We start from the raw sequence: 12,317 nt of genomic DNA, 5'->3' as shown, positions 1-12,317 counted from the left end.
GGGGGTATGGCTTTTTTGTTTCATTTACGACAGACAGGGTATTCCACAGGAAAAAAAGGGTGGAAGCCGTATGAAAATAAAACGCCTTGAATGGCTTTTTGCAGCTTTGATGATCATCTTTTTCTATTTAGCCTTTTTTAGGGGGCTGCCTTTTTGGTGGAGGACCATCGGTTTCGCCTTGTATGCGGGGATCATTATCAACACCGTCCTAACCTTATGGCTCGAAAACCGCCCCTCCCATACCACCCTCTTATGGACCTACATACTCATTTTGCTGCCGATCTTCGGCTATATCTTCTATGTCTACTCCGGTCAATTACTCGTCAGAGGGGAACTTTTTAAAAGCAAGCGGATCAGTGACCGGCAATTACTCGAAGCACTTGGGAAAAAAGGGAAAACGATCGACTTATCCAACCTGAAGGAACACCAGCGCAATTTTGTCAGCTACTTAGAAAAGGTTACGTTAACCGATCAAAATCAAAACACAAAAACCAAGATTCTACGAAACGGCCATGATACCTTTCAGGAGATTAAACAGAGATTGGCGGAAGCGAAGGAATTTATTCATATAGAATATTATATTTTTCGCTATGACCGACTGGGTCAGGAACTAATCGATATTTTAAAGGACAAAGTGAAGGAAGGCGTCGAGGTTCGGCTGATATACGACGCGGTAGGCAGCATTACCCTTTCGGGGGCCATACTTAAAAAAATGGTAGAGGCCGGGATCATGGCCGTGCCGTTTTTACCCTTAAAATCAGGATGGTATAATCAGAAGTTTAACTTCCGCAACCATCGTAAAATCATTGTTATTGACGGCAAGGTTGGCTTTGTCGGCGGACTGAACGTCGGCGTTGAATACCTTGGCGAAGACGAAAATTTCGGCTTTTGGTGTGACAGCCATGTCGTCATGGAAGGGGAAGCCGTCCAAACCCTTCATGCGGTATTTCTACTGGATTGGAAATATGCTAGTGGTGAAAGCCTTTTTGACCAGGAACGCTATCTCAAACCGATAGCAGCAACTGGTGATGGATTGGTCCACGTCGTTGCAACAGGTCCAGAAACACAAGGCATGAGCGACTATTACTATGCATTGATTACCAGCGCGCGAAAATCAATATGGATTGCCACTCCCTACTTTATCCCCAACCAGGCCATCCAAACCGCACTCAAAATCGCTGCCCAAAACAACATACAGGTGCGCTTAATGGTGCCTGGCACCAATGATGGTTTTTTGACACAGTATGCGACACAGTCGTATTTTCCGGAGCTTTTGCGTGCTGGGCTTGAGGTTTATTCGTATGAGAAGGGCTTTTTGCATAAGAAGGTGATGATTGTTGATGGGGATTTGGCCTCGATTGGGACGGCTAATGTGGATATGCGAAGTTTTCATTTGAATTTTGAGGTGAATTTATTTTTAACGGGGACGGATTCGATTCAGACTCTCGTGGACCATTATGAGGAGGATCTTAAGGATTGCCGCCGGATTCGTCCGGTCGAGTTTTATAAGCGAGGAAAGGTGGTCAGATGGAAGGAATCGTTTGCCAGACTGTTTTCTGGGGTGTTATAGTGGAATCCGTTTCTAGCGGGTTCCACTTTTTATGCAGATGTGCGCTTTCCGTTTCATGGCATATAAAAAAGACTGCCGGTTAGGCAGTCTTTAAATCAGTTACGCTGTTCGATTCTTGCTTTTTAGGATTAGGCTTAAGACAAGCACAAGGACAATCGCACCTATAAGAGCTGGAAGGATATAGAATCCGCCGATCTCCGGTCCCCATCCGCCTAAAATCAAGGAACCAAGCCATGAACCTACAAAACCTGCAATAATATTACCGATAATTCCTCCTGGTATATCACGACCAAGAATGAGTCCTGCTAACCAGCCGATAATTCCTCCAATAATTAATGACCAAATAAATCCCATGAAAATCTTCTCCTTTCTATCTTTCAATGAGTATGGTTATTAAGTACCCGTTAACCAAAGTCTTAAACTTAAAAACTTAAATTACCCTGGTTCTTTATACGCTCTCTCAGACGATGCTGCGGGTCTTGCAGCGCATTGTCTAGAAACTGCTGACAAAGCTTTAGTTCAAACGTACGCTTTTTAAATCCTTCCTCATCCCGTCGATCAAGACAAAGGTCGATTTCCCTTTTCAACAAACTCATTTTGGAAATGATTTCTGCCCGTCGTCTTTGGACATCTTTCCATTTTTGCGAACTTTCCCAAGCATAATCATTCAACTTGGTTAAACGCTTTCCGCACTTACATAATGTTTCGCCTACATTTAACACATTAAATTCGGCATTTCCACAACTTTTACAAATCAATTTCCTCATAATATACACCTCCAAATAATTTGATGAATTGCTCTCTATATACCCACGTAGGATTGACTTCTAAACTCCATCTGATTTTTAAAAAAATACTTAGAAAGGTTTCATTTTGTTGAGAGTGGTTATATACGTAACAAACATAAAACAAGGAGGAAATCAAATGGAAACAATTCGAATTGTGGAGAACGGTGTACAAGCCAAAAAGGAAATAGACCAGTTAATGATGCAAGGATATACCAAGGATGACATCTACCTATTAGCGCATGACAAAGACCGATCTGAAGATTTAACTGATGCGCTGGATGTTAACGACATCAGCGTACAGGAACAGGGTGTATTGGATTCCCTTGCTAATGTGTTCCGGTCGAGGGGAGACGAACTCCGCACTAAGTTAGAATCACTTGGATTATCAAGCGATGATGCTGAGCGATATGAAGAAGAATTAGATCTTGGCAAGGTCGTTGTCGTGGCAACAAAATCAGCCTAATAATATAGAAGAAATCGATAGGAGTCCTATGATTCCTATCGATTTTATAAAAAATGAATGAGGTGAATAGGATGAAATTTTCGAAACAAAGTTTAGACACGTTATTGGGAGTCCACCGAATCGCAAGACATAAAACCAGCGGGAAACACAGACTGGAAACCTATTTTGAAAATCCGATTATTCATAAAGAAATCCAAGGGGATCGAGTGATTGTTCCATTAAACATGGATAGGGCTTGGAATGAGGCATAATTTGGATTTACCTGCTTAAACAATCGTCTTCAATGGAGGGTTACTGTTTAGGCAGGTATTTGTTTTGTAAGCGGATGCTATGTTTTGAATATTGCGAAAAAATACATTTGGTGAATCTTTCCTGTATTTCATACGTCTATATGATAGAATAATCATTGGACTTCGAGGAAGGAGAGAATTTGAATGGATGATTTTGGGCAAATAGCGGTAGTTAGTATTTTGTCCCATATTGTATTTATTGCGATTGCCTGGTATGCACTGCAGGCTATCCGCTTGGAAAAGCTGTTGAAGCCGAACCATGTATTTCAGGCGCGATTACTATACATATTATTAGCCATTTTTATCGGTTCATCTGTTAGTAACTTTTTCCTTGATTATCTTCAATGGTCCAGGCAGCTGCCATTGTTGCTGCAGTGAACGAAGGCAGATTGGACGTGGAGCGGGGGCACTCAAGGTTAAATGAAATTTGCCCATGCTTCAACAAAAAACGTCTTCATCCACCAAAAATGGAAAATATTTAGTTCTTAGAGCCTGTTTCCAAATGACAATATTTTGAGTACAATCGAGTTTATGTGGAAAGCTAAGTATGTCCCAAATTTGGAATGTAATAAAAAATAATGAGCTCGAGGATTTGTCATAAAGTGACGACATTTCTCAAGTATTGCTCACCCAATGCCTGGCAACAATGGTAGTTAAGGGGGAGTAGAGAAATGAAGAGACATTTACAGTATTTTTTATATATAATTTCGATTGTCAGTTTGATCCTTGTTGTGATGGGGAACCGAACGACTGAAGCCATGAGCGGGCAGAAAGCCGGCAGCAACTCTTTTGTCATTCCAAAAGGCACCAATGATTTAGCAAAAATGGGTTCTATTTTACAAGCCGAAGATATTTTGCTCAATGATTGGTCTTATTATGCACGTGAACATATCACGGGCATGCAGAATATGGAGGAAGTACAGGATTATGCGAAAGAGCTTCAGCAGAAGTTTCCGGATTGGAAATGGTCTGTAACGAACACCAGCCAAAAATGGCAAGTGACAGCAGTATCTCCAACATCAAAACACCACCAAGAAACGCTTCAAATAATGGCAACCCACACAAAACAACCAGTAGATGCGTATATAGTATATAGTGTTCGTGGAAGCGAATGGAACAAAGTGACAGAGGGCTTTTTCACCACAGAAAAGTTTCGTCATAGGCTATCTGACATATTTCGGGGCGAACCTACAGTTTTTTCTTGTATGAAAGGCGTTTTCAATGATAAGATTGATACGGCTTTGGCAAAGAGAGCTGGCAAGGTGATGTCAGATTTTGATGCGAAAGAGATCGAAGCGTTAAAAGAGGAGAATTTCATGTCGGTTTCGGCATCATCGCCAATGTTTACAGGCTCCATAGATCATAAATTGCATAACATGAATTTACAAATTGGCTTACGCTCCGAAGGATTGGGCGGGAAGACTACCATAGTAGTTGGAACCCCTATCATCACGATTGAATATTAATATAGAGAAAATGGACGCGGAGGGGAATACTCTTGGAAAAGATCATCGTCCGCGGCGGACAAAGGCTGAATGGAACGGTTAAAGTTGAAGGTGCAAAAAATGCCGTTTTGCCTGTACTCGCTGCAACATTATTAGCAAGTGATGGAAAAAGTGTGCTACGTGATGTACCCACACTCTCCGATGTATTTACAATTAATGAAGTTTTACGCAACTTAAACGCTGAAGTGGCTTTTGACAATAATACAGTTGTTGTTGATGCATCTAGAGTGTTAAAAGAAGAGGCGCCGTTTGAATACGTACGTAAAATGCGTGCGTCGGTCCTTGTAATGGGATCACTATTGGCTCGAAATGGCCGGGCTCGTGTCGCTTTACCTGGCGGCTGTGCAATTGGATCCCGTCCGATTGACCAGCACTTAAAGGGCTTTGAAGCGATGGGTGCGAAGGTCAAAGTAGGAAATGGCTTTATTGAAGCGGAGGTAGACGGCCGCTTAAAAGGTGCTAAGATTTATTTGGATTTCCCAAGTGTGGGCGCAACAGAAAATATCATGATGGCAGCGACTCTAGCACAGGGTACGACCATTATCGAGAACGTTGCGAAAGAACCAGAGATTGTCGATTTAGCGAATTTCTTGAATAAAATGGGCGCTCGCGTAAAGGGTGCCGGCACTGGCACTTTACGAATCGAGGGCGTTGATGTATTATTCGGCGCTGATCATGCGATTATTCCTGACCGGATTGAAGCAGGTACGTTTATGGTGGCTGCTGCAATTACGGGCGGTAATGTATTGGTTCGCGGGGCTGTGCCTGAACATTTATCATCTTTGATTGCGAAGATGGAGGAGATGGGTGTTGAGATTCATGAGGAAGCAGATGGCGTTCGTGTCATCGGTCCTGAACGCTTGAAGGCAGTGGATATCAAAACAATGCCTCACCCAGGTTTCCCTACAGATATGCAGTCTCAAATGATGGCATTATTGCTTCGTGCGGAAGGTACTTCTATGATTACGGAAACGGTGTTCGAGAACCGTTTTATGCATGTAGAAGAGTTCCGTCGTATGAATGCAGACATCAAGATTGAAGGCCGTTCTGTTATCTTAAATGGTCCTTCTAACTTGCAGGGTGCAGAAGTTTCAGCAACTGACCTTCGTGCCGCTGCAGCGTTGATTCTAACCGGTTTAGTGTCTGAAGGAATGACACGCGTGACTGAGTTGAAACACTTAGACCGCGGGTATGTAAACTTCCACGGCAAACTGGCTGGTTTAGGCGCAGATATCGAACGTGTGAATGAAGCAGATGAAACAACGTTCGAAGAAGCAAAGAAATTTGTATCGGATATGAATGCATAAAGCATAGCAAATAAAAATGTAATAATAGTCAAAATAAAAGAATCCCTTAGTAGGCAGTCGTCTGATATCCGACGGCTGCAGTACTAAGGGATTCTTTGTTTTTTGGTGCCGTTTGGTGCCTGTCACTGTTTCTAATGTTCGCTTTGTATAAAGAGTAAAAATGGTGCCTGTCACCGATTCTATTGTTCACTTCGTATAAAGAGTAAAAATGGTGCCTGTCACCGATTCCAATATACCCTCTGTATGTAGAATGAAAATGGTGCCTGTCACTATCGATGGATGTGAAAATTTCTGTAATAAATGCTTGTCCGCTTCCATATGTATGAATGGAGATGTTTTCCGGCAGGTTGTGCTGGATCGTAGAATTTTACAAACTGGAGGCACGATCATGATCAAAATCAAACCACTCATCGCACTAGCGTCACTCCTCATTGCCTTAACAATTATCATTCCTTCTATTGTTGTGCTCCCCTTTTCAGGTAAGCAACAGACGAGCGGTCACCTGGGGGAAGACCTAACGAAAGCCTCGGCAAAAGAAACAGCTGCCGCCTCGGGAGTGGACTCTCAGATTGGCATGTCAGTAGCTGTTTTCCGTTCCACTAAAGGAGTCATTGAGAACGTGCCATTTGAAGATTACCTGGTGGGCGTCGTCGCAGCGGAAATGCCGGCGGAATTTAAAGAAGAAGCACTCAAAGCTCAGGCACTGGCGGCTCGGACCTATATTGTGAATCGACTCGTCAACAAGGACACAATGGGGGTGCCAAAGGGAGCTCAAGTGACGGACACGCAAATTCATCAGGTTTACATGAATGATGCAGAAATGAGAAGGAACTGGGATCAAGATTATGCCTGGAAAAAGAAAAAGGTCATTGAGGCAGTCCGGTCGACGGGCGGGAAAATTTTAACCTACGATGGAAAACCAATTGATGCTTTGTTTTTCTCAACAGGGAATGGCTATACCGAAAACTCGGAAGACTATTGGGCGGGCAGTATCCCTTATCTAAGAAGTGTGGCAAGTCCGTGGGATAAAGAGTCACCCAAGTATTCCAATCAAAAGGTGCTGACGGTGAAGCAATTTGAAGCGAAGCTCGGTGTGAAAATCGGCTCAAGTTCTACCATTGGTAAAATAACCGAACGTACGGCTGGAAAACGGGTCGGAAAGGTGAATTTTAATGGCAAGGTGCTAACCGGCAGGGACATTCGTGATAAATTGGAGTTAAAATCATCCGATTTTTCGTGGCAGCGTAAAGGAAATAATATTGTCATCACAACAAAAGGCTTTGGCCACGGGGTCGGCATGAGCCAGTATGGTGCAAACGGAATGGCAGAGGATGGGGCCGATTACAAAGAAATTGTGAAGCATTATTATCAAGGAATCGAGATTACTTCAGCCGAGAGTATGCTGTCTACCTTGACGGCACAAAAGTAAGAGATTGTATCACTTAAAGCCAGGCCCGTGGAGCCTGGCTTATTAAATTTGTATACAGGGACAGCTGCCATGAACTTGTCAGTTTACCTTCTTACTTTTAATATAAGCGATTACTAAGAGGACCACAGGAATAATCATTTGAAAAGGCATATGTAAAGCATAGGGGACAATCACTGTACCTTCTTTACTATGTTCAGCAAAATTAGTAGCGATTGTAATCGAACCCAATAAGATTAAAATCCCTAACGGTAAAACAAGCTTTGAATGGTTCTTCATTTTAAAAAGATCTGCTCCTCCTATTACGGCTACATAATAATAAAGACTTAATTTAAAAAAACCTGCGATGATTAAATAAAGGATAAAAAAAACATCCAGGCGTTGCAGAAATTCCGTGAGTTCCACTTTTCTAATCGTGTTATAGAGCGGGAAAGGGGACCGTACAAAGACTTCCGCGCCTAATACAGCTACATTCATTACCGATGTAATCGTTAGGTTAATACCGCTTAAAATAATTCCACCCAAACAAACCTTCAATACGTTCTTTTGTTTGTTTATATAGGGCAGCAGCATCGTAAACACGACCATTTCTCCAAAAGGAAAATTTATAGTCTGCCTCAAAACAGTTTTTAAAACAGGAATCCAGCCATTTTCTAGGATTGGTTTTAAGTTCTCAAAATGGATGATTTTAGAGAGTAAAATCGCAAAAAATCCTAAAAGGGCTAATAAATAGATCACCAAAAAACTAAGCTCCCCAACCCTTGCAATCACTTCAAAACCCTTTGATATTCCATAAATAATCGTAATAATCATAAAAAAGTTCAAAACCAGCAAAGGGGTACTCGTGTAAATAGTAGTCACCAAAAGCTCTCCGATATCCCTTAAAATTCTAGAGCTTTGATATAAAAAATAAGAAATGTAGAGAAAGGCGATCAAACTACCCAGCCATTTTCCGAAAATTTTCTGAATGTAGCTGGTTAAGGGGAGTTCCGGATAGTATCGATAGAGACGGTAATAGACCCAAAAGAGTATGAGGCCAAACGCGAGTCCAATTAGATTGGCAATCCAAGCGTCCTGCTTGGCCGAACCGCCTGGGTTAAACAAAACGGCAGTACCTAATTCAAATAAAACAATCAGGATAAACAATTGGTACGAATTGATTTGGATCTTCTTCATAGGTTCATTCCTTCTCCCCTAAAAAACATGTTTGCAGGAAACCCTCTAGGATACATCTGTATTATCATTACCTTTTTTTAACATTCTAATATTTAATTTAATTGGTCTGGGAGATTTAAGATTATATGGGTGCCAAATAACCCTAATAGGCTTATAAAGGGAGGGGAGAAAGATTTTTAAAAAGATTATTACCATAATCCTAACCTTCATCGTATTAGTAACACTCACTGTTGGTGTCACTCACTATATCAATAAAAAAAGAGCTTGGCGGCCGAAACCCCAAGCTCTTTAAAGTGTCTGGACACGCCCCAGCACCCGCCGAAGCCCCGCAAACTTCCCTTTAAACATCGCCCCATGGATAAAATAAAAGCAAACACTGATTCCAATTTTGCGTCTGCTGCTGCTTCTTTATATGGCGATAGTGTTTTATAAAAAAATTTTTTTCTATTTTGTGCATAAAAACATACTCATTGTCGAAAAATAAGTTTTAAAAATTTTTTTCCAGCCGTGTATATAATTCTACTTATCTGTTCAGAATGATTGCTGAGGTGATGAAAATGAGAGAGGAAGAAAACAAAAGATCTTCTCAAGGTTCCAGTGTAAAACGCTTTTTCAAGAAGCGTTGGGTATTTCCAGCCATCTATATCGCAAGTGCAGCACTTATTTTAACGGGAGTTCTTTGGTATCAATCATCAAGCAGTAATACAAATAAGTATGATTACAAGGCCACTGACTTAACCGGTAAAAAGAACGATGCTCCAGCAGTTGAAGTAAACAAAGCAATGGAAAACTTTAAGATGCCAGTAGCAAATGCGGATGATGCAGTAGTCAAAACCAAATTCTATGATTTCCAAGGTAAGGCAGAAGACCAGGAATCGGCATTAGTATTCTACAATAATACGTATGTACCAAATACTGGTATCGACATTACCGTGAAAGATGGCGAAAGCTTTGATGTTATGGCATCACTTAGCGGAACCGTTACACGTGTCGAAGAAGATGCAACACTAGGAAATGTAGTTGAAATTGAACACGACAAAGGTATTGTAACACAATATCAATCTGTTAAAGACGTTAATGTGAAGGTTGGCGACCAAGTAAAACAAGGACAAGCCATTGCCAAGGCTGGACAAAGCTTGTTCAATGAAAAAGCTGGAACCCATGTACATTTTGAAATTCGTAAAGATGGTGTAGCAGTAAATCCAACAAACTACTTCGAAAAGTCGTTGAACACACTGCAAGAAGACACTCTTACAAATGATAGCAAAGAATCGTCAAAGACTCCGGACGTAAAGGAAGACCAACAAAAAATTGAAGATCCGGCTGCAGACGAATCAACAGATAACAGCAACTCATAATTCTGCAACAAAGGGGAAGGGGAAAAACACTTTCCTCTTTTTTTGTGTTATTTTTGGTGCCTGTCACCATTTATCCTATTGGGAAGGGGAAAATGCATGTTTGCTTTCCTTGAGGGTGCAAAAAAAATCCGGCAAGTAGGCCGGATTATCAAAGGGGGTTTGAATAAGTGTGAATAACCATAGTATAGCGCCTAGTTATGAACAAACTATTAATAAATCATTAAGATTTTCTAAAAAATGACTCTATTTGTGAGTTTATCATATGAATTGTGCAAAACCCCAAAACAAGCAAAAACCATATTCCCGCTCATCTATGTTAAAATGGAAATAAAAGGAGGGATTTGGTTTTGAAAAAATTAATCGGGATCCTGTTCCTGCTCCTGCTGAGTTTAACTGTGATTGCCGGCTGCAGTAAGGAACCCACCCCAGAAGAACGATTCTCCGATTACATAGCCTTATGGAACCAGCAAAAGTTTGCTAAGATGTATGATTATCTTTCCAATGATGCCAAAAAGAATATCACCAAAGAACAGTTTACTAGCCGTTATGAAAAACTGTACGAAGATCTTCAGATTACAGACCTCAAGATTGACTTCAAAAAACCAGAAAAAGATCAGGGTGATAAGGACCAAACCCAATATTCTTTTACCGCCAGCATGAATTCAGTGGCTGGACCTATTAAATTTGCCCAGCAAGCCAGATTACAAGAGGAAGAACGAGACAATAAGAAAAATTGGTATGTAAATTGGAATACAGAGTTTATTTTTAAAGGAATGAAAGAAGGCGACACCATTAGTATCAAGACCACAGCACCTAAGCGCGGCGAGATTCTGGACCGCAATGGGAGCGGACTGGCAGTGAATGGCCAGGTGTACGAGGTCGGAGTGGTTGCTGGTAAGGCAGATGATTCCGACATTGCACAAATGGCGCCGCTGCTTAAAGTTACGCCGGAGCAAATTAAAAAGGCGCTCGGTGCGGGCTGGGTGCAGGAAGGGCAGTTTGTGCCTTTGAAGAAGGTGTCGATGGCTGACAAGGAGCGGGTTGCCAAGTTGGTAGCGCTTGAGCCGGTTCAGACGCGCAAAGTGGAGGCGCGGGTATATCCTTATGGACCGTCTGCCGCACAGCTTGTAGGTTATGTCGGATCCATTACGGCGGATGAGCTTGAGAAGCTAAAGGACAAGGGATATACAAGCCGTGATGTGATTGGAAAACGCGGCCTTGAGCAGGTGCTTGATGAGCGCTTAAAAGGGACGAGCGGCGTGAAGGTCGTCATTAAAAAGAAAGCAGAGGACGAGGCAGATGTGGTGCTGGCTGAGAAGCCGGTAGCGGACGGCGAAAATGTGAAGCTGACGATTGATGCCGAACTGCAGAAGAGTGTGTTTGGTGAGCTTAACGGGGAGGCCGGGGCCTCGGCGGCAATGAACCCACTGACAGGGGAGACGCTGGCGCTTGTCAGCAGCCCGTCATTCGATCCAAATCAAGCCGTATTAGGTTTCTCTGCAGCGGAGTGGAAGACGCTTCAGGAGGACCCTAAAAAGCCGCTGACGACCCGCTTTAAGCTCGGGTTTGCACCGGGATCGGTGATGAAACCTTTGACAGCGGCGATTGGATTAGCTAACGGAACGATAGTGCCACCTGAAGCGGTGCCGATTATCGGCAAGAAGTGGCAAAAGGATAAGTCATGGGGGAACTACTTTGTGACAAGGGTTCATGCCGGGACAGATCCAGTGAACTTAGAGAAAGCGTTAGTGTATTCCGATAATATCTATTTCGCCCAAGCCGCGTTAGACATCGGGAAAGAAAAGTTTGTCGCTGGGTTGAAAAAGTTTGGTTTCGACGAGGATCTCAAGTATCCATTCCCACTCGAAAAATCAGTGCCAGGCACCATGGGAAGTGAAATTGCGCTTGCGGACTCCGGTTACGGCCAGGGGCAGGTACAGATGAGTATTGTTCATCTAATGTCTGCTTATACACCGTTTGTGGCTGGGAGCGAGGGCAATATGATTAAACCGGTCTTGCTTGCTGATGAGGAACTCGGGCAGGTTTGGAAGGCGGCTGTGGTGCCTCCTGACGATGCAGGCGTAATTGCTGCGGATTTACGGAAAGTCGTAAGTGAGGAGAGCGGAACGGCAAATGATGCTGAAATCAAAGGATATCCGCTGGCGGGCAAGACGGGGACAGCGGAGATTAAGCAGAAGCAAGGGGAAACGGGCACGGAAAATGGCTGGTTTATTGCCTACAATACCGATTCGCCAAGTCTGATGGTGGCGATGATGGTCGAGAATGTCCAGGGCCGAGGCGGTTCCTCGGTGCCAGTGAAGAAAGTGAAGAATGTGTTCGAAAAGTGGAAATAAACGCGAAGCGCAAGTGAGTTTGATATCACTTGTGCTTTTTTTTGTTAGCGACATGTGCCTGCAATAAGAAATCAGGGGAA

General features: G+C 42.7%; 12 protein-coding genes. 9 read left to right on the top strand and 3 right to left on the bottom strand.

Translation table 11 applies throughout. From position 1 onward, the window contains the following. Positions 1-70 precede the first annotated feature (70 nt). Positions 71-1,570 (top strand): cardiolipin synthase, encoded by a 1,500-nt coding sequence (gene cls, locus GXK58_RS15925; protein WP_160724149.1) that lies wholly within the window; start codon positions 71-73, stop codon positions 1,568-1,570. Between the two features lie 99 nt (positions 1,571-1,669). On the opposite strand, the gene GXK58_RS15920 is transcribed toward cls, so the two are convergent. Next, positions 1,670-1,924, bottom strand: a complete 255-nt coding sequence (locus tag GXK58_RS15920; protein ID WP_160724148.1) for a GlsB/YeaQ/YmgE family stress response membrane protein — start codon at positions 1,922-1,924, stop codon at positions 1,670-1,672. A gap of 68 nt (positions 1,925-1,992) precedes the next feature. Next, complete coding sequence (locus GXK58_RS15915; RefSeq protein WP_160724147.1) at positions 1,993-2,337, bottom strand: hypothetical protein; 345 nt, start codon at positions 2,335-2,337, stop codon at positions 1,993-1,995. Between the two features lie 157 nt (positions 2,338-2,494). Between GXK58_RS15915 and GXK58_RS15910 the strand changes: the two genes are divergently transcribed. The 6 genes from GXK58_RS15910 (at position 2,495) to spoIID (ending at position 7,352) form a co-directional block, all read left to right on the top strand. Further along, the gene (locus GXK58_RS15910) at positions 2,495-2,821 is read left to right on the top strand and encodes a general stress protein (RefSeq protein ID WP_160724146.1); all 327 of its coding nucleotides are present in this window, start codon (positions 2,495-2,497) and stop codon (positions 2,819-2,821) included. A gap of 71 nt (positions 2,822-2,892) precedes the next feature. Then, positions 2,893-3,072 (top strand): hypothetical protein, encoded by a 180-nt coding sequence (locus GXK58_RS15905; protein ID WP_160724145.1) that lies wholly within the window; start codon positions 2,893-2,895, stop codon positions 3,070-3,072. Positions 3,073-3,255: 183 nt separating this feature from the next. Beyond that, positions 3,256-3,489, top strand: coding sequence for a DUF1146 family protein (locus tag GXK58_RS15900; RefSeq protein WP_160724144.1), 234 nt, complete (start codon positions 3,256-3,258; stop codon positions 3,487-3,489). A gap of 293 nt (positions 3,490-3,782) precedes the next feature. Further along, entirely contained in the window at positions 3,783-4,577 is a 795-nt protein-coding gene (locus GXK58_RS15895) for a YwmB family TATA-box binding protein (protein ID WP_160724143.1), read from the top strand. A 32-nt stretch (positions 4,578-4,609) separates the two neighbouring features. After that, positions 4,610-5,923: a UDP-N-acetylglucosamine 1-carboxyvinyltransferase gene (gene murA / locus GXK58_RS15890; RefSeq protein WP_160724142.1), complete on the top strand. Its 1,314-nt coding sequence runs from the start codon at positions 4,610-4,612 to the stop codon at positions 5,921-5,923. Between the two features lie 388 nt (positions 5,924-6,311). After that, positions 6,312-7,352 (top strand): stage II sporulation protein D, encoded by a 1,041-nt coding sequence (gene spoIID / locus GXK58_RS15885; RefSeq protein WP_160724141.1) that lies wholly within the window; start codon positions 6,312-6,314, stop codon positions 7,350-7,352. Positions 7,353-7,430: 78 nt separating this feature from the next. On the opposite strand, the gene GXK58_RS15880 is transcribed toward spoIID, so the two are convergent. Then, complete coding sequence (locus GXK58_RS15880; RefSeq protein WP_160724140.1) at positions 7,431-8,525, bottom strand: GerAB/ArcD/ProY family transporter; 1,095 nt, start codon at positions 8,523-8,525, stop codon at positions 7,431-7,433. 557 nt (positions 8,526-9,082) lie between these two features. Here GXK58_RS15880 and GXK58_RS15875 point away from each other — a divergent pair. Beyond that, positions 9,083-9,883 (top strand): M23 family metallopeptidase, encoded by an 801-nt coding sequence (locus GXK58_RS15875; protein WP_160724139.1) that lies wholly within the window; start codon positions 9,083-9,085, stop codon positions 9,881-9,883. A 347-nt stretch (positions 9,884-10,230) separates the two neighbouring features. After that, on the top strand, positions 10,231-12,237 hold the full coding sequence (locus GXK58_RS15870; RefSeq protein ID WP_160724138.1) for a penicillin-binding transpeptidase domain-containing protein: 2,007 nt from the start codon (positions 10,231-10,233) through the stop codon (positions 12,235-12,237). Positions 12,238-12,317: the final 80 nt, after the last annotated feature.

It is taken from the genome of Bacillus sp. USDA818B3_A (genome assembly GCF_009928415.1).
In the GTDB taxonomy this organism is placed as follows: Bacteria; Bacillota; Bacilli; order Bacillales; family Cytobacillaceae; genus Neobacillus.
Note: the sequence above shows the minus strand (reverse complement) of the source record. Positions and strands in the feature narration are given on the sequence as shown.